Here is a 21518-nt window from a genome sequence, read left to right on the forward strand (position 1 = left end):
AAGGGGGGAAGGTGCAGGTTTCTGTTGCCAGGTACCTGCGAACCCCGCCTTACGCGGCTAAGCGCAAGGACTTAAGTTTCGATGTTCGAACTGCTTACGCAGCCAGAGCCATCGGAGCACGGTTGTCGTTTGCAACTGTACTTTTGGACCGATAACGGTGGTACCTCACCGAGTAAAAGCTGGCCTCTTTGAACGTTCGTCGATCCTATTTCGACCCCGAACCCCCGAAACGAACGGGTGGAATGGTGGAGTCGCCGGGTACCGCCCCCGGGTCCGAGCCGTCTATTACAGGTGCGTTTATCACCATAGTCCGGGTTGCCCCGAACAGGCTCAATATAGGCGGGCAGGCCGCCGCTCACAAGACCGTATCGGCGCGGTATTCCGGGGGGATGTGTGACAGGAAAATCCGCTCGTCGGTCTGCTCGGCAATGCTCAGACCTTCGCGCAGGTAAAACGCTAGCGCGCGCTGATTGGGGCGCAGCACGCTGAGGCGTAACGGCAGACCCCGTCCGGCGGCTTCGGCCTGGACGATGGCCAACAGGTGCCTGCCATGGCCATGGCCCTGAAACTGCGGCTCCAGATACAGCTTGCGCAGGCGCAGGTGGTCGGGGGCCACCTCGACCGTCAGCAGGCCGGCCCGTGCGCCCGCAAGCTCCACGATCCGGGTATTGGCCAGATCAAAGGCCGAAGGGTGGGGCGCAGGGCTGAACCGGCCCCAGAGGGCCTGCGCATGATCGCGCATCACCCGCGACTCAAGGTCGGTGAGATAGGCAGCTTCGGCGGGAAGGGCGGGGCGCAGGGTCAACATGCCACCACGCTGCGCGACAGGTGTTACAAGCGTATGACAGCAGGACAGGCGGGGCCTGAGGCCGCGCCCGGCCGGAGGGTCCGGCCGGGCGCGCGCGGATCAGGACGGGATCAGAAACCCGATTTGATCAGCTCGAATTCCGAGATCATACGCTCACGGAATTCGGCAGTGGTCGGGGTCTGCATGAACAGGGTGCCATCGACCGGATCAAGATAGGCCGCTTTCAGCGTCTCTTCGCTCAGGGTCGCCATCGCGGCCTTGTTCGAGGTGGCATAGCCCAGCGTGTCAACGATCGCGGCGGCGCCTTCAGGCGACAGCAGCGAGTTCACGAAATCATACACCTTGTCGTCACTGCCGGGGCCGTCTTTCAGATTGACCAGACCGCAGAAGAAGGTGGCAGCACCCTCGGTCGGGGCGCGGTTGAAATCGACCGGAAAATTCTCGGCCCGCAGCAAGGACACGCCGTCATTCCAAGACCAGCTGACCAGAACCTCGCCCGATGCCATCAGCTGGGTCATCTCGGCCGGGTCGGACCAATAGGCGCGGACATTGGGATGGACCGCGCGCAGCCAGTCGGCAGCGGCGGTGAACTGCTCATCCGTCACATTGTCCCAGCTGGTGACGCCGGTGGCGAGAAAGGCCAGCGACCAGACATCATCATTGCTGTCGGGCAGCGAGATGCGGCCCGCGTATTTTGCATCGGTAAAGACCTGAAGCGTTGCGACATCTTCGACCGGAACCTGGTCGGTGTTATAGGCAACCGCCGCATAGGCGGTGTCCATCGGCAGGAACCACAGGCCTTCGTCGTCCTTGAGCACGGTGTTGTCATACATGCGCGGGTCGATGTCGGCGAAGGCGGTGATCTTCGACGTATCCCACGGCTCGATCAGGCCTGCGTCGCGGTAGCGCGGCACCGACGACGCGCAGGGGTGGGCGACATCGGCGCGGAACCCCGAGCTGACCTTCTGAAACGCTTCGTCATCATCGCCAAAGAACGAATAGGTTGGTTTCTGGCCATGCTTTTCGACGTAATGGACCAGTGCGGCGTCAATTTCCCAGCCTGCCCAGTCAAAGACCAGCAATTCCGGGTCTGCGGCCTGTGCCGCAGATGACAGGGCAAGCACGGAAACGGCGCAGGCAAACAGGTGTTTCGTATGGGTCATCGTGGTTCCTCTGTGTTGGACTTGGGCCGTGGTCTCCCCCGGTCGCCACTGGCCTTGCGGGAAAGGTAGTAAAGGAATCAGGCGCTCACAAGCATAGATCGGGCTGTCAGGGCAATCTGGGGCCACGGGTCGCGGTGACAAGACGGGCGTAGCAGGGGTTGACCTTGGCAAAGGGCTGTTGCCTCATCCGGGGCAGACTGGCGGCGCGGTGGTGCAGTCATGGGCAAGCTGAAAACGGGGGGATGTGATGCGCGCAGTGCTGATGGAAAAGGGCGAAGACGGGCAGGCGGTGGCACGGCTGGCCGAGCTGACGGAGGATGCGTTGCCGGAAGGCGATGTCACGGTGCGGGTGGAGTTTTCGACGCTGAACTACAAGGACGGGCTGTGCCTGTCGGCCACTGGCGGCGGGCTGGTGCGGAGCTGGCCGCATGTGCCGGGCATCGACTTTGCCGGGGTGGTGGAGGCATCGGACGATGCGCGCTATGCCCCCGGCGACCGGGTGGTGCTGACCGGCTGGCGGGTGGGAGAGGCGCATTGGGGCGGTTATGCTACGAAAGCGCGGGTGCAGGCCGACTGGCTGGTGCCGTTGCCCGACGGCCTCAGCGCGCGTCAGGCCATGGCGGTGGGCACGGCGGGCTTTACCGCAATGCTGGCGGTGATGGCGCTGGAGGAACACGGGCTGACCCCGGCGGGCGGTGAGGTGCTGGTGACCGGGGCTGCGGGCGGTGTAGGCTCGGTCGCGGTCGCGATTCTGGCGCGGCTGGGCTACCCCGTGGCGGCGGTGACGGGGCGGCCCGAGACCGAAGCCTATCTGCGCGACCTTGGCGCGGCCCGGCTGGTGCCACGCGCCGATCTGGCCGAGGCGGTCAAGCGCCCGATGGAATCAGAGACTTGGGCGGGTTGCGTCGATGCGGTGGGCGGGCAGATGCTGGCCCGGGTGTTGGGGCAGATGAAATCCGGGGCCAGCGTCGCCGCTGTCGGCAATGCCGGCGGGCTGGCGGTGCCGGCCAATATCATTCCCTTCCTGCTGCGCGGCATCAACCTGTTGGGCATCAACTCGGTCACCGTGCCCTATGCCCGCCGCGTGGTGGCCTGGGACCGGATCACCACTGATCTGCCGATGGACAAGCTGGAGGCAATGTTCCGCCCCGCCACGCTGGCCGAGGTGCCCGCCTTGGGCGCTGCGATTCTGCGCGGTGAGGTGCAGGGTCGGGTGGTGGTGGACGTTCAGCGCTAGGGCGTCGGGCGGGGCATCAGCGGGGCCGTCGCAGGGGGGCCAGCCCCCCGTCGCTTCGCTCCTCCCCCCGGGATATTTAGAGACAGAAAATGACATAAGGGCAGGGGCTTTGGGATGGCGACGGCTTGTCTTTCCGTCTGGGCCCCGTCAACCATGGCGGCAGCACAGCGGAGAGGTAGCATGGCGCTTGATCTGGAATTCGTACGGTCGCAGTTTCCGGCCTTTGACAGCCCGGTGCTGTCGACCCATGCGTTTTTCGAGAATGCGGGTGGCAGCTATCCCTGCCGTCAGGTCATTGACCGGCTGACGCGGTTCTACACCCACCGCAAGGTGCAGCCCTATGCGCCCTATCCGGCTTCGGAACTGGCGGGATCCGAGATGGACGAGGCGCGCAGCCGGTTGGCGGCGATGATGAATGTGGCGCGGCAGGAGGTGTCGTTTGGGCCGTCGACCAGCGCCAACACCTATGTTCTGGCACAGGCGGTGCGGGGCTGGTTGAAGGGGCAGAACGCGGCGATCGTGGTGACCAATCAGGATCATGAGGCCAATTCCGGCGTCTGGCGGCGGCTGGCGGAGGAAGGGATCGAGGTGCGCGAATGGCAGATCGACCCGCAGACCGGCAGTCTTGATCCGGAGGATCTGGCGACTTTGCTGGCCGATGGCCGGGTGCGGCTGGTGGCGTTTCCGCATTGCTCCAACGTGGTGGCCGAGATCAACGATGTGGTGGCGATTTCTGCCATGGCGCGGGCGGCGGGGGCGCGTACGGTGGTGGATGGCGTGAGCTATGCGCCGCATGGCTTTCCGGATGTGGCGGCGCTGGGGTGTGATGCCTATCTGTTTTCGGCCTACAAGACCTATGGCCCGCATCAGGGCATCATGGTGCTGCGCGACGCCTTCGGGATGGAACTGCCGGGGCAGGCGCATTTTTTCAACCAGTCGGTGCTCTACAAACGCCACACCCCGGCCGGCCCGGATCATGCGCAGGTCGCGGCCTGTGCCGGGATGGCGGATTATGTCGATGCTCTGGCAGTGCAGCATGGCATCAGCGGTGATGCGGCGGCGCGGGGGCGGGCGGTGCATGATCTGATGCGGGCGGCAGAGGTGGCGGTGATCGCGCCGCTGCTGGATTATCTGGCCGGGCGCAATGACCTGCGCCTGATCGGTCCGCGCCGGTCTGAGGACCGCGCGCCGACCGTGGCGGTGGCGCTGGACCGTGCCGCCCTACCGGTGGCCGAGGCGCTGGGGCGCGATGGCATCGCTTGCGGCGGCGGCGATTTCTATGCCGTTCGGCCCTTGGCGGCGATGGGGGTGGATGCGGAGAAGGGTGTGCTGCGGATGAGTGCGACGCATTACACCAGCCCGGACGAAATTGCCCGGCTGATCGCGGCACTGGACCGGGCGCTGTAAGTCTTTGCCGGGCTGAGCCATTGCCGGACGCGGTTTGGCCGCTAAATGTTAACAAAGACTTTACGGTCGGGTGATCCGAAACGGATGTCCCGCCGTATCTTTGTGACGGAACCAGAAAGCGCGCCCGACTTATGACCGATGCCCCCCTGATCCTTTGGCTGCGCCGGGATTTGCGTTTGCTTGATGCGCCGATGCTGGCCGAGGCGGCAAAATCGGGCCGCCCGCTGATCCCGCTGTTCATTCTGGACCCCGAGACCGAGGCGCTGGGCGCTGCGCCGAAATGGCGGCTCGGGCTGGGGATTGCGGAGTTTGCCAAAGCATTGGAGGCGCTGGGCGCGCGTCTGATTCTGCGGCGCGGTCCGGCGCTTGAGGTCTTGCCGAAGGTGCTGGCGGAGACCGGGGCAGATGCGGTTTGGTGGCAGAGGCTCTATGATCCGGTGGCGGTCGCGCGCGATACCGAAGTCAAATCCGTGCTGAAGGCGCAAGGCGTGGCCGCGCGCAGCTTTGCCGGGCATCTTTTGTTCGAACCGTGGGAGGTCGAGACCGGCACTGGCGGGTTTTACCGCGTCTTCACGCCGTTCTGGAAATCGGTGCGGGACCGCCCGGTGCCCGATCCGCAGCCCGCGCCAAAGACGCTGGCCGCCCCGGCATCATGGCCGCGCAGCGATGATCTGACCGATTGGCAGATGGGCGCTGCGATGCGGCGGGGGGCAGATGTGGTGGCCCGGCATGTGCAGGTCGGTGAGGCGGCAGCGCTGGACCGGATGGACCACTTCATCGCCACCGGCATCGACGCCTATGCCCATGACCGCGATCTGCCCGATGTCGACGGCACCTCGGGCCTGTCGGAAAACCTGACCTATGGCGAGATCAGCCCGCGCGTGATCTGGGCCGCGGGCTGGCGGGCGATGCAATCGGGCGCAAAGGGGGCCGAGACGTTTCTCAAGGAACTGGTCTGGCGCGAGTTTGCCTATCACCTGATGCATCACACCCCCCATATCACCCATGCCAACTGGAAACCGGAGTGGGATGATTTTGCCTGGCGTGACGACAATGCAGATGCCGAACACTGGCGGCGCGGGCTGACCGGCGAGCCGTTTGTCGATGCCGCCATGCGCGAGATGTATGTGACCGGGCGGATGCACAACCGCGCCCGGATGATCGTGGCCAGCTACCTGACCAAGCATCTGATGACACATTGGAAAGTCGGCCTCGACTGGTTCGCCGACTGTCTGGTGGACTGGGACCCGGCGTCGAATGCGATGGGCTGGCAATGGGCCTCCGGCTCCGGCCCCGATTCAGCGCCGTTCTTCCGCATCTTCAACCCGGCGACGCAGGTGGAGAAATTCGACCCAAAGGCCGGATACCGCCACCGTTTCATCGCCGAACTCAGCCGCAGCCCCGGACCGGAGGCGCTGTCCTATTTCGACGCGGTGCCCGAATCCTGGGCGCTTGACCCGTCCCGGCCCTACCCGAAACCACTGGTCGATCTGGCCGAAGGGCGCAAACGCGCGCTTGCGGCCTATGCCGCGCGAAACTCTTGAGACCGCCAGACGTATCTGAAACTGTAAACCAAAGACGACATTCCCCGGGGAGGGAAGATGGAAGTTCTGACAACGACCAAGGGCCAGACCGGCTTGCCGCGCTATTTCTCCACCGCCTTTGCGATCGCCAGCCGGTTGGGCGAGGGGCGGCTGGATTTCGTGATGCCCGATGGGCGGCGGTTCCGGCTGGAGGGCGCAAAGCCCGGCCCGGTGGCGGAAATCGTGATCCATAACAACGATCTGTTTGCCCGCATGATCCGCGAGGGTGATCTGGGCTTTTGCGATAGCTACCTCGATGGCTGGTGGTCGAGCCCGGACCTGCAGGCCTTTCTCGATCTGGTGCAGATGCCCAGCAACAACCCGGTGCAGGATGGCTTTCCCGGCATGACGCTGGTGCGCAGCTTCGAGCGGTTCCGGTTCTGGCTGCAGTCGAACTCGAAGCGGCAGGCGAAAAAGAACATCCACGCCCATTACGATCTGGGCAATGACTTTTACCGGCTGTGGCTGGATGACAGCATGACCTATTCCAGCGCGCTGTTTCACACCGGGCAGGAAAGTCTGGAAAAGGCGCAGGAGCAGAAATACGCCTCGATGGTGGATCAGATCGGGGCAGAGCCGGGTGAGCATGTGCTGGAAATCGGCTGCGGCTGGGGCGGCTTTGCCGAATATGCGGCCTCCAAACGCGGGTTGCGGGTGACGGCGCTGACCATTTCTCAGGCACAATATGACTTCGCGGTGGACCGCATGGCGCGTGCGGGCCTGTCGGACCGGGTGGAAATCAAGCTGCTGGATTACCGCGACGAGCGCGGGCTCTATGACGGTATCGCCAGTATCGAGATGTTCGAGGCGGTGGGCGAACGCTATTGGCCGACCTATTTCAACACCCTGCGCGCCCGGCTGAAACCGGGTCGTCATGCGACGCTGCAGATCATCACCGTGCCCGATCATCGTTGGCCCGTTTACAAGCGGGGCGTTGATTTCATTCAGAAATACATCTTCCCCGGCGGCATGCTGCCCGCGCCCTTCCGCCTGCAGGAAGAGGTGGAGCGGGCAGGTCTGCGGCTGAAAACCTCGATCGAGTTCGGCGAAAGCTACAGCCAGACCCTGCGCCGCTGGCACGAGGTGTTCAACGAACGCTGGGACGAGGTGGCGCGTCAGGGCTTTGACGACCGCTTTCGTCGGATGTGGAACTTTTACCTTGCCTCTTGCGCCGGAGCCTTCCGCGGCGGAAACTGTGATGTGACGCAGATCACGGTGACGCGCCCCGCCTGAACCGGCGGGCGAGAAGGGAGCAGGATGCCAACCGCCGCCAAGCTTTTTGCCGCGATTATCTTTGCCCTTGTTGCCGCCCTTGCCGCCCACCTGTACGCCCTTGGCCTGCCACCGGGTCGCCCGACCGGGGTGCTGCGCGAGGTCAGTGCGGGGGTTGGCGTGATCTGCGGCTGGTGGATCATGGGCCCGGCGGCGATGCGGGCGCGGGGCCGGGTCGAGGCGATGGGCGGCGGCATCCGCACCGCGCTGACCATCGTGGTTGCCGTGCTGCTGATCTTTGCCAGCGCCGATATGCTGGACCGGGCCTTCAAGGGCCGTTACAAAACCCCGCTTGACGCGGTTCTGGGAATCTTTGAACAAGCGCTGGCGCTGATCCCGCCTCTGGCGCAGCCCGATGTGCTTGGGGTGCTGCTGCTGGGCGGGCTGATGGGCGGTGCCGTGGCGCATTGGGCGGGCCAGCGGTGGAATTGAACTGCCCGGAAAGTCCTTGCTGATGCCTGACGTGTTTCTTTGTGGCCCGCTGTGCCATCGCCCGCTTCTGGATGTCATTCTTGGCGACAGCGTGGTGCTGTCTCCGGCCTTTGTCGCCGACCGTGAGGGCTGGCTGGTGGACAGGCCCGGCCATGTCGCGCTTGGGTCGCGCCGGGGGGGCAAGGTCGAGGGTGTGGTGCCCGACGCGCTGTCGCCGCAGGCCACAGCCCGGCTGGCGTTTTATGCCAGGGTTATCGGGCTGGCTGCGCGCAAGGTCAGGGTGACCACGGCCCGCGGTACCGGGCAGGGGATCACCTATGCGCTGAAAGCCGCCCCCGGTGAGGGCGGGTTTTGGGATGCCGCGCTCTGGCTGACAGATCACGCGGCGCTGGCGGTGGAAACCGCTGTCGAGGTGATGGCGGGCTATGGCCAGACCCCGCCCGCCCGCCTGCACGCCCGGCTTGGCCCGATCATGGTGCGCGCCGCCAGCCGGTTGCGGGCGCAGGCCGGGCAGAGCCCGGCGGTGCTGCGCCGTGCGCCGGGCGAGATCGCGCTGCAGACCACACGCCAGCCCTATGCCTATTTCTTCTCGGTCGAGGAATACGACCTGTCGTTCCGCCGTTTTGACGGCACGATGAGCCCGGTGATCACCCGCGCAGTGTTTATTTCTGCCGATGCCGTCACCGTGCTGCCCTATGACCCGGTGCGCGACCGGGTGCTCTTGGTCGAGCAGGTCCGCGCCGGTCCCTTTGGCCGGGGCGACGGCAACCCCTGGCAGCTGGAGGCGATTGCCGGACGGATCGACCCCGGCGAGACACCCGAAGACTGCGCCCGCCGCGAAGCGGTGGAAGAGGCGGCGCTGACGCTGGGTGACCTGCTGCCGGTGGCAAACTACTACCCGTCGCCGGGAGCCAAGACCGAGTTTCTGTATTCTTACGTCGCTCTCACCGACCTGCCCGACGGCGCGGCGGGGGTATTTGGCGTCGAGGATGAGGCCGAAGACATCCGTGGCCATCTGCTGAGCTTTGATCAGGCGATGGCGCTGGTGGACACGGGCGAGATCCAGAACGCGCCCTTGCTGCTGACGCTGTTCTGGTTGCAGCGCGAGCGGGGGCGGTTGCGGGCCTGAACCGGGATCGCCGGGGGCGTCGGGGGACGCCTCCGGCGGGAGTATTTTGAAAGCAGCAATACGTCAGAGGTTCAGTTTGACCCAGGCCGCGTTGCGGGCCGATGAGCGCACGCAGGCATCGACAAAGGCCACGCCCTCCAGCCCTTCTTTCAGGCCGGGGAAGGTAACCGCCGGGTCAAGCGTGGTGCCGTCGCGCCGGGCGATGATGGCGCGGGCGGCCTCGGTGTAGATATTGGCGAAGCCTTCCAGATAGCCCTCCGGGTGGCCCGAGGGGATGCGGCTGACGCGGCCCGCCTCGGGGCCTGCGCCGGGGCCGTTGCGGGTCAGCCGGTACTTCGGCTGGCCCAGCGGGCCGACCCAGAGGGTATTCGGGGTCTCCTGTTCCCATTCGATCCCCGCCTTGGTGCCATAGATCCGCAGCCGCAGCCCGTTTTCCTGCCCTGCCGCGACCTGAGAGCACCACAGCATGCCCCGCGCGCCGCTGGAATAGCGCAGTAGCACATGGGCGTTGTCATCCACCCGACGCCCCGGCACAAAGGCCTGCAGATCAGCGGCCAGCTCTTCCACCGCCAACCCGCTCACGAAATTGGCCAGATTGAACGCATGGGTGCCGATGTCGCCGGTGCTGCCGCCCGCGCCGGAGCGCGCCGGGTCGGTGCGCCAGCCCGCCTGCTTTTGCCCCGAGTCCTCGATCGGTTCGGCCAGCCAGTCCTGCGCATATTCCACCTGCACCAGCCGGATCTCGCCTAGTTCCCCCGCCGCCACCATGGCGGCAGCCTGCCGGATCATCGGATAGCCGGTGTAGTTATGCGTCAGCGCAAACACCACGCCCGAGGCCTCTGCCGCCTTGGCCAGCTTCTTGGCCTCGGGCAGGGTGTGGGTCAGCGGTTTGTCGCAGATCACATGGATGCCGCGTTTGAGGAATTGCAGCGCTACCGGCGCGTGCATGTGGTTTGGCGTCACGATGGCGACGGCCTCGATCCCGTCTTTGCGACGCGCTTCCTTTGCCGCCATTTCGGCAAAGCTGGCATAGGCGCGCGCCACGCCCAGATCGGCGGCCGAGGCGAGCGACTTTTCGGCGTCGGAGGAAAAGCACCCCGCCACCAGCTCATACTGATCATCAATCCGCGCCGCGATCCGGTGGACCGCGCCGATGAACGCATCGCGCCCGCCGCCCACCATGCCGAGCCGGATGCGCGGTGCCCGCGCCACATGTGCCGCTGTGATGGCCATGCTCATCTCCTCTCATTTTCTGTCTGAAAATATCCCGGGGTCCGGGGCAGAGCCCCGGTCCGCGCTCTCAGTCAAGCCCCAGCATCCGCCGGTTCGCAGCCCGATCCGTCCCGGCCCCGGCGAAATCGTCGAACGCCTTCTCCGTCACCCGGATCATATGCGCCTTGACGAACTCCGCCCCTTCGCGCGCGCCGTCTTCGGGGTGTTTCAGGCAGCATTCCCATTCCACCACCGCCCAGCCGTCAAAGCCGTATTGCGTGAGCTTGGAGAAGATGCCGCCGAAATCGACCTGACCATCGCCCAGGCTGCGGAACCGCCCGGCGCGGTTGATCCAGGACTGGAAGCCGCCGTAGACGCCTTGCCGACCCGTCGGGTTCAGCTCGGCATCCTTGACGTGGAACATGCGGATGCGGTCGTGGTAGATGTCGATATGGTCCAGATAATCAAGGTGTTGCAGCACATAATGGCTGGGATCATAAAGCATGTTGGCGCGGGGGTGATTGTTCACCCGTTCCAGAAACATCTCATAGCTTATGCCGTCGTGCAGGTCTTCGCCGGGGTGGATTTCATAGCAGATGTCCACGCCACAGTCCTCGGCATGGTCGAGGATCGGCCGCCAGCGGCGGGCCAATTCGTCAAACGCCTCTTCGACCAGACCGGCGGGGCGCTGTGGCCACGGGTAGATATAGGGCCAGGCCAATGCGCCGGAAAAGCTGGCATGTGCGGTCAGGCCAAGGTTTTTCGATGCGGTCAGCGCCTTGCGGACCTGATCCACCGCCCATTCCTGCCGCGCCTTGGGATTGCCGCGCACCTGTTCAGCCGCAAATCCGTCGAACGCACTGTCATAGGCCGGATGCACGGCGACCAGCTGGCCCTGCAGATGGGTCGACAGCTCGGTGACGGTGATGCCGTTCGCCTCGGCCACGCCCTTGATCTCGTCGCAGTAATCCTTTGAGGCGGCGGCTCTTTCCAGATCGAACAGCCGCCCGTCCCAGCTGGGCACCTGCACACCGATATAGCCGCAATCCGCGGCCCATTGGGTGATGCTGTCCCATGAGTTGAACGGGGCGTCATCGCCCGCAAACTGCGCCAGAAACAGCGCCGGTCCTTTGATCGCTTTCATTGTCGTCCTCCCTTGTCATCGTTGCAGCGTTCTACCCGGCTGGGCCGCTCCAATCCCTGTTGGGCCGGGCTGTCCCGGCGTTCGACGGCGGCGACAACGGCGCGCGCCAGAAAGCCGCCAGCCTCGCGTACATCTTCATGCACGACCAGAATCTCGCGACGGAAGCGGTGCAGGAACCGCAGCGCCTCTTTCGCCACCAGATCAAAGTCACGGCCCAACACCAGCCCCAGATGTTCCGCCGCATTCACCGATGCCATCGCGGCGGTGGTCGATCCGCAGACCAGACCATCGGGGCGCGTGGTGCTCTGGGCCAGATGCGTCTGCACCGCCGCCTCGATCACCGCGCTGCCGGAATCGGAATTTGCCGTGGTCAGCACCTCGAACGACAAGCCGTGCTGGCCTGCCGCCTGCACAAAGCCGGTGGTCATGTGACGGGCGTAGTTCTGGGTGCGCGGAGGAGGCACCAGCAGCAGGTGTTTGCGCCCTGCCTCGGCCAGCGCCTGAACAGCGATGGCGGCAAAGGTCTCGTTGTCGAAATCGTAATAGCTGTGGTCAATCTCCATGGTGGTACGGCCATGGGTGGCAAAGGGAAAGTGCCGCTCGGACATATAGCGCACGCGCGGATCATCCGGCTTGGTCTGGTTCAGGATGATCGCATCGGCACTTTCGGTTTCCACCAGATAGCGGATCGGGTCCATCGGGTCCTGATCGGCGAAGTAGGGCGTGACGATCAGGTGATAGGCGGTGCCGCGCAGCGCGTTGGCGATGGAATAGATCAACTGTGACGTGTGGGTCATGCCGTCGGATTCAGTCGACAGCACCAGCGCAATCACATTGGTCTTTCCGGTGCGCAGGCGCACACCAGCCCGGTTCGGGCGGTAGCCCAGCCGCGCCGCCGCCTCACGCACGCGGCGCTTGGTCGCCTCGCCGATATCGGGGGCATCTTTCAGCGCGCGGCTGACGGTGGCCACCGCCAGCCCGGTTTCGGCGGCAATGGTCTTCAGTGTCGGACGACCGTGGTCCGAATCAGGCAAGGCAACGGGCAGGGGGGCATCGACGCCGGAGGTCATGGTCTTTCCCCTCTGCCGCGAATCGCTCGCAGGCAATCTGCCACTGAGTCAGCGGCATGAGCACATGCCGCACCTGCAAAGCACCGCCGGGCACCGCGCGGCGAATTCGCCTTGCAGAGCGGAGGATTAAGCAGGGTGCGGCAGTGCGGCATGGGCCTCTCGTATCGGGTTGAAACCGGCGGGTCGAGGCCGGATTTCCACCCTATTCAAGCCTATGCGGGAAGTGGTGCACAAGCGAAAAGAAGGCTTGATCGAAAGAACTATAACGTTATAGAAATTACTATAACGATTTAGAAACCGGGAGGACTGCATGAAAACCTTTAAACTGGCGACGGCGCTTGTGGCGTCGGTGGCGCTGCCTGCGGCAGCTTTTGCGACCGATCTGGAGGTCACGCACTGGTGGACCAGCGGCGGGGAGGCCGCTGCGGTTGCCGAGCTGGCCAACGCGTTCAACGCGGCGGGCGACAATTGGGTGGACGGCGCCATCGCCGGCGGGGGCAGCACCGCGCGCCCGATCATGATCAGCCGGATCACCGGGGGCGATCCGATGGGCGCCACCCAGTTCAACCACGGCCAGCAGGCGCTGGAACTGGTCGAGGCGGGTCTGATGCTTGACCTGACCGACGTGGCCGAAGCCGAAGGCTGGAAAGACAAGGTGTTCCCGCCGTCGCTGCTGGACGCCTGCACCGTGGATGGCCGGATCTATTGTGCGCCAGTGAACATTCACTCCCCCGAATGGCTGTGGCTGTCGAACCAGGCTTACGCCGATGCGGGCCTGCCCGTCCCGGCCAACTGGACCGAATTTGTCGCGAGCGGCCCACAACTGGAGGCTGCAGGCAAGATCCCGCTGGCTCTGGGCAATCAGGCCTGGCAGTCCAACCTTGCCTTCAACGCGATCACGGTCGCGGTGGCCGGGCTGGATGTCTGGAAACAGGTCAACGTTGACAAGAACATGGACGTTGCCGCCGGTCCCGAAATGGCAGCCGTCTTTACCGCCGTCGGTGACGCCCGCAAACTCGCCGCCAATTCCACGGTGCAAGACTGGAATCAGGCCACCAATCTGGTGCTCAACGGTCAGGCCGGCGGTCAGATCATGGGGGACTGGGCGCAGGGCGAATTTCAGGTCGCGGGCAAGGTGGCAGGCACCGACTATACCTGCCTGCCGGGTCTGGGTCTGAATGCCTATCTGTCCACCGGGGGCGATGCCTTCTACTTCCCGAAAAACCGCAGCGCCGATGTGGAGGCCGCGCAGAAACGTCTGGCCGCGCTGCTGGTCAGTCCCGAAGTGCAGGTCGCCTTCAACCTCAAGAAAGGCTCGTTGCCGATCCGGGGCGATATCGACCTTGAGGCCGCCAATGACTGCATGAAAAAGGGCCTTGAAGTGTTGGCCAGCGGCAATCTTGTGCCATCGGGTGACATGTCATGGTCGCCCGATGTGGTGAAGCAGAACGAAGACCTGATGGTCGAGTTCTTCAAATCCGGCATGGCCCCCGAAACGGCGCATCAACAGTGGGTGTCCAACCTCGAATCCGGTCTCTGATCCGGCAGGCTGACGGCGGGCCGCCCGGCAGCGGGCGGCCCGATCTGATAATGACAAGGGGGAGGGCAGGCCGATGGCCGAAGCACGGCGGGTGAACCGCATGTGGCGGAATATGAACGCGAAAATCGCGGCGGTTCCGATGATACTGACGACATTGGTGGTTTTCGTGGGCGGCACGGCATGGACGGTGCTGTACTCCTTTACCGACTCCAAACTCCTCCCGCGTGAGCGTTTCGTCGGCTTTGACCAGTATGAACGGCTGTGGTCGAACTCGCGCTGGCTGACTTCGATCGAAAATCTGATGATTTACGGAGTGTTGTCGCTGGTCTTTACGATCGTCATCGGCTTTCTGCTGGCGGTCGCGATGGACCAGAAGATCCGGTTTGAAGACACCTTCCGCACCATCATGCTCTACCCGTTTGCGCTGTCCTTCATCGTGACCGGGCTGGTCTGGCAGTGGATTCTGAACCCGGAGTTCGGCATCCAGTCCATCGTGCGCGGGTTGGGGTGGGAAAGCTTTACCTTCAACCCGCTAAACAACCCCGATCTGGTGCTTTACGGCCTGCTGATCGCGGGGCTGTGGCAGGGCACCGGCTTTGTCATGTGTCTGATGCTGGCGGGGCTGCGCGGCATTGACGAAGACATCTGGAAAGCCGCCCGCGTCGACGGCATTCCGACATGGAAAACCTATATCCAGATCATCCTGCCGATGATGCGTCCTGTGTTCATCACCACGCTGGTCATCGTCGCGGCTGGCATCATCAAGCTTTATGATCTGGTCGTCGCCCAGACCTCCGGCGGTCCCGGCAACGCGTCTCAGGTGCCTGCCATGTATGTCTATGACTACATGTTTCAGGCGCAGAACCTCGGTCAGGGCTTTGCCGCCTCGACCATGATGCTGCTGACCGTGCTGATCGTGCTGATTCCATGGGCTTACCTTGAATTCGGAGGCAAGAAACATGGTTGACGCAACCATTCCCGCCAACACCCGCACCGATGCCGAACCGCGTGGCGCAAAACCCAAGCGCGCGCTTTCTGGCCGCAACATCATGATCTACGGCACGCTGCTGGTGTTCAGCCTGTATTATCTGCTGCCCCTGTGGGTGATGGTGATGACCAGCCTGAAAGGCATGCCGGAAATCCGTATGGGCAATATCTTTGCCCCCCCGGTCGAGATCACCTTTGAGCCCTGGGTCAAGGCATGGTCGCAGGCCTGCACCGGCCTCAACTGCGATGGCCTGTCGCGCGGGTTCTGGAACTCGGTCCAGATCCTGATCCCCTCGGTGATCCTGTCCATCGTGGTGGCAAGCGTCAACGGCTACGCCCTGACCTTCTGGAAGTTCAAAGGCTCTGACATCTTCTTTACCATCCTGATTTTCGGGGCCTTCATCCCCTATCAGGTCATGCTCTACCCCATCGTGATCCTGCTGCGCGAAATGGGTCTCTATGGCTCGCTCTGGGGTCTGGTGCTGGTGCATACCATCTTTGGCATGCCGATCCTGACGCTGCTGTTCCGCAACTATTTCTCGACCATCCCCGAGGAGTTGTTCAAGGCCGCCCGCGTCGATGGCGCCGGGTTCTGGTCGATCTATGCGAAAATCCTGATGCCGATGAGCCTGCCGATCTTTGTCGTGGCGATCATCCTGCAAGTCACCGGAATCTGGAACGATTTCCTGTTCGGCGTGGTCTACACCAAGCCCGACCTTTACCCGATGACGGTACAGCTCAACAACATCGTCAACTCGGTGCAGGGGGTCAAGGAATACAACGTCAACATGGCCGCCACCCTGCTGACCGGGCTGGTGCCGCTGTTCATCTACTTTGTCTCCGGCAAACTCTTCGTTCGCGGCATCGCCGCCGGTGCTGTGAAAGGCTGACCCCATATGACCAACTCGATTGAAGTCAAAGACCTGACGCTGAATTTCGGGGCGATTTCGGTTCTGAAGAACATGAACCTTGATGTGGCCGAGGGTGAATTCGTGGTGCTGCTGGGGCCGTCGGGCTGTGGCAAATCCACGCTTCTGAACTGCCTTGCCGGATTGCTGGAGATCACCGACGGGCAGATTTTCATCAAGGGCAAGAACGTGACATGGGCCGAGCCGAATGAGCGTGGCATCGGCATGGTGTTCCAGTCCTACGCGCTCTACCCGCAGATGACGGTGCGCGGAAACCTGTCCTTTGGCCTGAAAAACGCCAAAGTTCCCCGCGCCGAGATCGAGGCAAAGGTCGCCCGCGCCGCCGAGATTCTCCAGATCGGCCCGCTCCTGGACCGCAAGCCCGCCGCTTTGTCGGGGGGCCAGCGCCAGCGGGTGGCGATTGGCCGCGCGCTGGTGCGCGATGTCGATGTCTTCCTGTTTGACGAGCCGTTGTCGAACCTTGATGCCAAGCTGCGTAGCGAGTTGCGGGTCGAGATCAAGCGCCTGCATGCCCAGCTGAAAAACACCATGGTTTATGTGACCCATGACCAGATCGAGGCGCTGACGCTGGCCGACCGCATCGCCGTCATGCGCGGTGGCATCATCCAGCAACTCGCCGCCCCGCAGGAAATCTACAACCGCCCGGCCAATCTGTTCGTGGCAGGGTTCATCGGCAGCCCGTCGATGAATTTCCTGCACGGGTCCACGGTTGATGGCGGGCAGGCGTTCCGTCTGGGCGATCTGACCCTGTCACTGGCGGCGTATGAGGGCGGAATGATCGGCACGCGCGACAAGGTGATCCTGGGCCTGCGCCCCGAGCATCTGCTGGTGCAGGAAACGGCAGAGCCGGGGGTCACGATCCCGGCCACGGTCGAACTGGATGAGCCGATGGGCGCTGACTCCCTCGTCTGGCTGCAGGCGGCGGGCACGCAGATGTCGGTCCGGGTGCCGGTCGAACGGCGGATGGCGCCGGGCACGCCGGTGCATCTGAAAGTCGATATGGCCAAAGCCAGCCTGTTTGATGCGACCAGCGAAATAAGGATCTGACCCCGCCTCTGACAGCCGCTCTTGTGCCCGGCTGATCCGCTTTCCCCCATCCACGTCAGGCCCGCCGTTCTCACGCGGCACCCCTGCATGCGGCAACTGATGACACCCGAAAGGATACACGAATGTTCTCGTATCAACTCTACTCCTCGCGCAACTTCCCACCGATGTCAGCCACGTTTGAGATGCTGGCAAAGGCCGGCTATACCGCAGTCGAGGGCTACGGCGCGCTCTACGCCGATGATGCGGCGGTCGAGGCGACAAAAGCCGGCCTTGCCGCCACTGGCCTGACCATGCCGACCGGGCATTTCAGCCTTCAGATGCTGGAAAACGAGGTGCCAAAGGTGCTGGAAATCGCCAGATCCCTGAAAATGCAGCGGATTTACTGCCCTTACCTGTTGCCCGAGGACCGGCCCAGCGATGGCAAGGGCTGGCACGACTTTGGCGCGCGGCTGGAAAAGGCGGGCCACACCTTCCGCGCCGAAGGCTTTGGTTTTGGCTGGCACAACCATGATTTCGAATTCCGTCCCACCGCCGATGGCGCGATCCCGCAGGAAGAAATCTTTGACGGCGGCCCGCATCTGGAATGGGAAATGGATGTCGCCTGGGTCATCCGGGGCGGGGCCGATCCGCTGGCGTGGATCGAGCGTTACAAAGACCGCATCACCTCGGCCCATGTCAAAGACATCGCACCTCAGGGCGAAAATGCTGATGAGGACGGCTGGGCCGATGTCGGCCATGGCACGGTCGACTGGCCCGGCATCATGGCCGCGCTGCGCGCCATCGGGGTCAAGCATTTCATCATGGAACATGACAACCCGTCGGATCACAGCCGCTTTGCCACCCGGTCCATTGCTGCGGCCAAGGGGTTCTGATCCATGACAACCCTGGGTCTTGGCATTATCGGATGCGGCAATATCTCGGCGGCCTATCTGCGGCTGGCCCCTTTGTTCAAGGGGCTGGAGGTGCGGGCGGTGGCCGATATGAACATGGACACGGCCCGCGCCCGCGCGGCCGAGTTCAACGTGGTGGCGCAGTCGGTCGATGATCTGCTGGCCAATCCTGCCGTTGATGTGGTGATCAACCTGACCATCCCCGACGCGCATTATGCAGTCACCAAACGGATTTTACAGGCGGGCAAACACGCCTATTCCGAAAAGCCGCTGGTGCTGACCTTGGCAGAGGGCGAGGATCTGCGCGCGCTCGCCGCCGCCCGCGGGCTGGCAGTGGGCTGCGCCCCCGATACCTTCCTTGGTGGTGCCCATCAGCAGGCCCGCGCCTTGCTGGACGAGGGGAAAATCGGCACGATTACATCCGGTTGTGCGGCAGTGTTGAACTACGGCATGGAACATTGGCACCCCAACCCGGATTTCTTTTTCCTGCCGGGCGCGGGGCCGATGCTGGACCTTGGCCCCTATTACATCGCCAACCTGATCAACCTGCTTGGCCCGGTCAAACGGGTCGCCGCGCTGACCAGCTCGGCGCAAGACGTGCGCACCATCTCGAACGGGCCGCGTCTTGGTGAAACCGTGCCGGTGAAGACGCCGACAAACATCCACGCGCTCTTGCACTTTCACAACGGTGCGACCATCAATCTGTCGACCAGCTGGGATGTTTTCCACCACAAACGCAACCATTTCGAACTTTACGGCACCGAAGGCACCTTATACGTCCCCGACCCGAATTTCTTTGGCGGCACGGTCGAGATCGGCCACAAGGACGGTAGTTTAGAGACGGTCACCCCCTGGGATCACCCGTTTGGCGTCGCCAATCAGGCGCACCCGAAGCACGGCGCGCTGGCCAATTACCGCACCGCCGGTCTGGCGGATATGGTTCAGGCGCTGCTGACGGGGCGCGATGCCCGCTGCTCGCTCGAACGCACCCTGCACGGGGTCGAGGTGATGACGGCCTGTCTGACCTCTGGCGAAAGCGGGGAGTTTGTCACCCTGACCACCACCTGCTCCCGCCCGGAAGCTCTGGGCATTGCGGAGGCGCGGGCCTTGTTGGTGTAATGCCTTGCAACCGGGGGGCTTCGCGCCCCCCGGACCCCCCGCGGAGTATTTGCGCCAAGATGAATGGGGGGGCAGAGGTTAACAATTCGTTAAATCTTCACAGTCAACTCATTGAAATCATTCATATTAGACTCTTGTAACACAGTGGAACGCATGGCCCAGAACCCTATCCTGCGCGGCTTTAACCCCGACCCCAGCTTTTGCCGGGTCGGGCAGGATTACTACATCGCCACCTCGACCTTTGAGTGGTATCCGGGGGTGCAGATCCACCACAGCCGCGACCTTGTGAACTGGAGCCTCGTGGCCCGCCCGCTGAACAGGGCCTCCCTGCTCGATATGCGCGGCAACCCCGACAGCGGCGGCGTCTGGGCCCCGTGCCTGAGCCATGAGGGTGGTCGGTTCTGGCTGGTCTATACCGATGTCAAACGGCTGGATGGCGCGTTCAAGGACGCCCACAACTATATCACCACCTGCGAGACTATCGACGGCGACTGGTCCGACCCGTGGTACGTGAATTCCTCCGGCTTTGACCCGTCGCTGTTTCATGACGCGGACGGGCGGAAATGGTTCGTCAGCATGCGCTGGAACCACCGCTGGCAAGGGTCCGGCGCGAACCCCGCCAACGACCGGTTCGACGGGATCGAGCTGCAGGAATGGTCGGCGGAGCGGGGGTTGTTTGGCCCAAAGCACGACATCTACGCGGGCACCGATCTGGGCCTGACGGAAGCGCCGCATCTGTTCCACCGCGACGGCTGGTACTACCTGACCACCGCCGAGGGCGGCACCGGCTATGATCATGCGGTGACGATGGCGCGGTCGCGTCAGATCGAGGGGCCGTATGAGACGCATCCGGAAAGGCATGTGATCACCGCCAGGTTCGCCCCGGAAAACCCGATCCAGCGGATGGGGCACGGGCAGTATGTCGAGGGGCATGACGGGCGGCACTGGCACAGCTTCCTGTGCGGCCGCCCGGTGCCGGGGCCGCGTGGGCCGTTCTGTGCGACAGGCCGCGAGACCGGGCTGGCCGAGGTCGAATGGCGCGACGGCTGGCTGTGGCTGAAGGGCGGCGGGCAGGTCGCACCTATCGCGCTGCCGTTTGAGGTGCCGCAGGCCCCCCGCGCCGCCATCAGCCGCGATTTCACCGGGCCGGAGCTTCCGCCCGAGTTTCAATGGCTGCGCACGCCGTACCCGGAGCGGCTGTTCACGCTGACCGGCACCTGTCTGCGGCTGACCGGACGGGAGAGTTTGGGGTCGTGGTGTGAACAATCTCTGATCGCGCGGCGGCAGGAGGAAAGCGCCTATAGCGCGGCCGCAGTCTTCCGCGCCGATCCGCCGACCTGGCAGCAGGCGGTCGGGCTGACCACTTATTACAATCGTCACAAGTTCCACGCAGCACTGATCACCCGCGAGGCGGGGGCGCGCGTGGTCAGTCTGGTGTCCTGTCTGGGCGATTGGCAGGGCGAGCAGCTGACGTTTCACGGGCTGCATTCCTGCCCGGAAGGCGACGTGACGCTTGGGGTACGGGTGAACGGCGCGTCTCAGCGCTTTACCCTGAACGGCGAGGAGATGGGGCCGGAGCTGGATGCCTCGATCATCTCGGACGAGGGCGGCAAGGGCGAACATGCCAGCTTTACCGGCGCTTTTGTCGGGGTGGTGGCGCATGATCTGACCGGGCAGGGCTGGCAGGCCGATGTTCTGCGCTTTGATTATGACGACCGGATTTGATCACATCTTGATTGCTGCGCCGAACCCGTCATAAGAGGACAAAACGCGACGGGAGCCCTGATGGACGCGGACAGCCGGAAGATACCGACCCACGAGATCACCTATGCGCGCTTGCGCGACATGATCCTGTTCGGGCATCTGGAGCCGGGGGCTGCGGTGACCATTCAAGGGCTGATCGCCGATCTGGGCGCGGGCATGACCCCGGTGCGTGAGGCGATCCGTCGTCTGACCGCCGAGGGCGCGCTGGAGCCGCAGGGCAACCGCCGGGTTGCGGTGCCCGGCATGACCGGGGCGGTGCTGGAGCAGGTGGCCTTTGCCCGGCTGACCATCGAGCCGAAGCTGGCCGAAATGGCGGCGGCGCATCTGACGCCCGCGCTGATCGGCCAGTTGCAGGCGCTGGACAATACGGTGGACCGGGCGATCCGGGCCGGTGATATTCCGGGCTATCTGCAATCGAACCACGCGTTCCACTTTTGCCTGTACGAGGCCTCGGGCGCGCCGGTTCTGGTCGATATGGCGCGGTCGATGTGGTTGCGCTTTGGCCCGTCCCTGCGGGTTGTCTGCGCGCGCTTTGGCTCTGATGCCTTGCCCGACCGGCATTCCGAGGCGCTGGCGGCGATGCGCGCGGGCGATGCCAATGGTTTGCGTGACGCGATCGAGCGCGACATTGCCCAAGGGGTGGAGCAGGTGAAACTTGCGCTGGCGCAGGGCGGGATCTGATCGGAAGCCCGAATGGCCATCGGCCTTCTGTCGGGTCGCGTCGCGCAGTGAGTATTTCGGCCAAGATGAACCCCACAGGGATGGCCGGAATAATTTGATCAAAT

At 63.9% G+C, this 21518-nt stretch carries 19 protein-coding genes and 1 other RNA gene; 14 read left to right on the top strand and 6 right to left on the bottom strand.

Features of this window, described 5'->3' with window-relative positions; translation table 11 throughout:
- Positions 1-10: 10 nt before the first annotated feature.
- From ssrA to D1012_RS03630, 3 genes are all read right to left on the bottom strand, one after another.
- Positions 11-365: a transfer-messenger RNA gene (gene ssrA, locus D1012_RS03620) on the bottom strand.
- On the bottom strand, positions 356-808 hold the full coding sequence (locus D1012_RS03625) for a GNAT family N-acetyltransferase (RefSeq protein WP_158569177.1): 453 nt from the start codon (positions 806-808) through the stop codon (positions 356-358). Before D1012_RS03625 ends, ssrA begins: the two co-directional genes overlap by 10 nt.
- Before the next feature lie 110 nt (positions 809-918).
- A complete protein-coding gene (locus D1012_RS03630; RefSeq protein ID WP_118149927.1) occupies positions 919-1971 on the bottom strand; it encodes an extracellular solute-binding protein in 1053 nt (350 codons plus the stop codon).
- A gap of 262 nt (positions 1972-2233) precedes the next feature.
- Between D1012_RS03630 and D1012_RS03635 the strand changes: the two genes are divergently transcribed.
- The 6 genes from D1012_RS03635 to D1012_RS03660 all read left to right on the top strand — a co-directional run bounded on the left by D1012_RS03635 (position 2234) and on the right by D1012_RS03660 (position 9031).
- The gene (locus tag D1012_RS03635) at positions 2234-3208 is read left to right on the top strand and encodes an MDR family oxidoreductase (RefSeq protein WP_435530899.1); all 975 of its coding nucleotides are present in this window, start codon (positions 2234-2236) and stop codon (positions 3206-3208) included.
- 180 nt (positions 3209-3388) lie between these two features.
- Complete coding sequence (locus tag D1012_RS03640; RefSeq protein WP_118149929.1) at positions 3389-4615, top strand: aminotransferase class V-fold PLP-dependent enzyme; 1227 nt, start codon at positions 3389-3391, stop codon at positions 4613-4615.
- A 131-nt stretch (positions 4616-4746) separates the two neighbouring features.
- Positions 4747-6159 carry a cryptochrome/photolyase family protein gene (locus D1012_RS03645; protein ID WP_118149930.1) on the top strand — a complete coding sequence of 471 codons (1413 nt, stop codon included), beginning with the start codon at positions 4747-4749 and terminating at the stop codon, positions 6157-6159.
- A gap of 57 nt (positions 6160-6216) precedes the next feature.
- Positions 6217-7431, top strand: a complete 1215-nt coding sequence (locus D1012_RS03650) for an SAM-dependent methyltransferase (RefSeq protein WP_118149931.1) — start codon at positions 6217-6219, stop codon at positions 7429-7431.
- Positions 7432-7455: 24 nt separating this feature from the next.
- Positions 7456-7902: a TrgA family protein gene (locus tag D1012_RS03655; protein WP_118149932.1), complete on the top strand. Its 447-nt coding sequence runs from the start codon at positions 7456-7458 to the stop codon at positions 7900-7902.
- A 22-nt stretch (positions 7903-7924) separates the two neighbouring features.
- Positions 7925-9031, top strand: a complete 1107-nt coding sequence (locus D1012_RS03660) for an NUDIX domain-containing protein (RefSeq protein ID WP_118149933.1) — start codon at positions 7925-7927, stop codon at positions 9029-9031.
- Between the two features lie 63 nt (positions 9032-9094).
- Here D1012_RS03660 and D1012_RS03665 read toward each other — a convergent pair whose 3' ends face one another.
- The 3 genes from D1012_RS03665 to D1012_RS03675 form a co-directional block, all read right to left on the bottom strand.
- Positions 9095-10264, bottom strand: a complete 1170-nt coding sequence (locus tag D1012_RS03665; protein ID WP_233516996.1) for a Gfo/Idh/MocA family protein — start codon at positions 10262-10264, stop codon at positions 9095-9097.
- A gap of 67 nt (positions 10265-10331) precedes the next feature.
- The gene (locus D1012_RS03670) at positions 10332-11387 is read right to left on the bottom strand and encodes a sugar phosphate isomerase/epimerase family protein (protein WP_118149934.1); all 1056 of its coding nucleotides are present in this window, start codon (positions 11385-11387) and stop codon (positions 10332-10334) included.
- Complete coding sequence (locus D1012_RS03675; protein WP_118149935.1) at positions 11384-12457, bottom strand: LacI family transcriptional regulator; 1074 nt, start codon at positions 12455-12457, stop codon at positions 11384-11386. The genes D1012_RS03670 and D1012_RS03675 overlap by 4 nt, the downstream gene beginning before the upstream one ends.
- A gap of 310 nt (positions 12458-12767) precedes the next feature.
- Here D1012_RS03675 and D1012_RS03680 point away from each other — a divergent pair, with 310 nt between their 5' ends.
- From D1012_RS03680 to D1012_RS03715, 8 genes are all read left to right on the top strand, one after another.
- Complete coding sequence (locus D1012_RS03680) at positions 12768-13997, top strand: ABC transporter substrate-binding protein (RefSeq protein ID WP_118149936.1); 1230 nt, start codon at positions 12768-12770, stop codon at positions 13995-13997.
- 73 nt (positions 13998-14070) lie between these two features.
- Positions 14071-14964: a carbohydrate ABC transporter permease gene (locus tag D1012_RS03685; RefSeq protein ID WP_118149937.1), complete on the top strand. Its 894-nt coding sequence runs from the start codon at positions 14071-14073 to the stop codon at positions 14962-14964.
- Entirely contained in the window at positions 14957-15874 is a 918-nt protein-coding gene (locus tag D1012_RS03690) for a carbohydrate ABC transporter permease (protein WP_118149938.1), read from the top strand. The genes D1012_RS03685 and D1012_RS03690 overlap by 8 nt, the downstream gene beginning before the upstream one ends.
- Before the next feature lie 6 nt (positions 15875-15880).
- Positions 15881-16960, top strand: coding sequence for an ABC transporter ATP-binding protein (locus D1012_RS03695; RefSeq protein ID WP_118149939.1), 1080 nt, complete (start codon positions 15881-15883; stop codon positions 16958-16960).
- A 122-nt stretch (positions 16961-17082) separates the two neighbouring features.
- Positions 17083-17832 (top strand): sugar phosphate isomerase/epimerase family protein, encoded by a 750-nt coding sequence (locus D1012_RS03700; RefSeq protein WP_118149940.1) that lies wholly within the window; start codon positions 17083-17085, stop codon positions 17830-17832.
- 3 nt (positions 17833-17835) lie between these two features.
- Entirely contained in the window at positions 17836-18969 is a 1134-nt protein-coding gene (locus D1012_RS03705; RefSeq protein WP_118149941.1) for a Gfo/Idh/MocA family protein, read from the top strand.
- Between the two features lie 153 nt (positions 18970-19122).
- Complete coding sequence (locus D1012_RS03710; protein ID WP_118149942.1) at positions 19123-20694, top strand: glycoside hydrolase family 43 protein; 1572 nt, start codon at positions 19123-19125, stop codon at positions 20692-20694.
- A gap of 60 nt (positions 20695-20754) precedes the next feature.
- Entirely contained in the window at positions 20755-21414 is a 660-nt protein-coding gene (locus D1012_RS03715) for a GntR family transcriptional regulator (RefSeq protein ID WP_118149943.1), read from the top strand.
- Positions 21415-21518: the final 104 nt, after the last annotated feature.

This window comes from Pseudotabrizicola alkalilacus (assembly GCF_003443995.1).
Lineage (GTDB): Bacteria > Pseudomonadota > Alphaproteobacteria > Rhodobacterales > Rhodobacteraceae > Pseudotabrizicola > Pseudotabrizicola alkalilacus.

Coding starts and splice junctions, on each gene's coding strand:
- D1012_RS03625 (WP_158569177.1), bottom strand. CDS start 808: ATGTTGACCCTGCGCCCCGCCCTTCCCGCCGAAGCTGCCTATCTCACC.
- D1012_RS03630 (WP_118149927.1), bottom strand. CDS start 1,971: ATGACCCATACGAAACACCTGTTTGCCTGCGCCGTTTCCGTGCTTGCC.
- D1012_RS03635 (WP_435530899.1), top strand. CDS start 2,234: ATGGAAAAGGGCGAAGACGGGCAGGCGGTGGCACGGCTGGCCGAGCTG.
- D1012_RS03640 (WP_118149929.1), top strand. CDS start 3,389: ATGGCGCTTGATCTGGAATTCGTACGGTCGCAGTTTCCGGCCTTTGAC.
- D1012_RS03645 (WP_118149930.1), top strand. CDS start 4,747: ATGACCGATGCCCCCCTGATCCTTTGGCTGCGCCGGGATTTGCGTTTG.
- D1012_RS03650 (WP_118149931.1), top strand. CDS start 6,217: ATGGAAGTTCTGACAACGACCAAGGGCCAGACCGGCTTGCCGCGCTAT.
- D1012_RS03655 (WP_118149932.1), top strand. CDS start 7,456: ATGCCAACCGCCGCCAAGCTTTTTGCCGCGATTATCTTTGCCCTTGTT.
- D1012_RS03660 (WP_118149933.1), top strand. CDS start 7,925: ATGCCTGACGTGTTTCTTTGTGGCCCGCTGTGCCATCGCCCGCTTCTG.
- D1012_RS03665 (WP_233516996.1), bottom strand. CDS start 10,264: ATGGCCATCACAGCGGCACATGTGGCGCGGGCACCGCGCATCCGGCTC.
- D1012_RS03670 (WP_118149934.1), bottom strand. CDS start 11,387: ATGAAAGCGATCAAAGGACCGGCGCTGTTTCTGGCGCAGTTTGCGGGC.
- D1012_RS03675 (WP_118149935.1), bottom strand. CDS start 12,457: ATGACCTCCGGCGTCGATGCCCCCCTGCCCGTTGCCTTGCCTGATTCG.
- D1012_RS03680 (WP_118149936.1), top strand. CDS start 12,768: ATGAAAACCTTTAAACTGGCGACGGCGCTTGTGGCGTCGGTGGCGCTG.
- D1012_RS03685 (WP_118149937.1), top strand. CDS start 14,071: ATGGCCGAAGCACGGCGGGTGAACCGCATGTGGCGGAATATGAACGCG.
- D1012_RS03690 (WP_118149938.1), top strand. CDS start 14,957: ATGGTTGACGCAACCATTCCCGCCAACACCCGCACCGATGCCGAACCG.
- D1012_RS03695 (WP_118149939.1), top strand. CDS start 15,881: ATGACCAACTCGATTGAAGTCAAAGACCTGACGCTGAATTTCGGGGCG.
- D1012_RS03700 (WP_118149940.1), top strand. CDS start 17,083: ATGTTCTCGTATCAACTCTACTCCTCGCGCAACTTCCCACCGATGTCA.
- D1012_RS03705 (WP_118149941.1), top strand. CDS start 17,836: ATGACAACCCTGGGTCTTGGCATTATCGGATGCGGCAATATCTCGGCG.
- D1012_RS03710 (WP_118149942.1), top strand. CDS start 19,123: ATGGCCCAGAACCCTATCCTGCGCGGCTTTAACCCCGACCCCAGCTTT.
- D1012_RS03715 (WP_118149943.1), top strand. CDS start 20,755: ATGGACGCGGACAGCCGGAAGATACCGACCCACGAGATCACCTATGCG.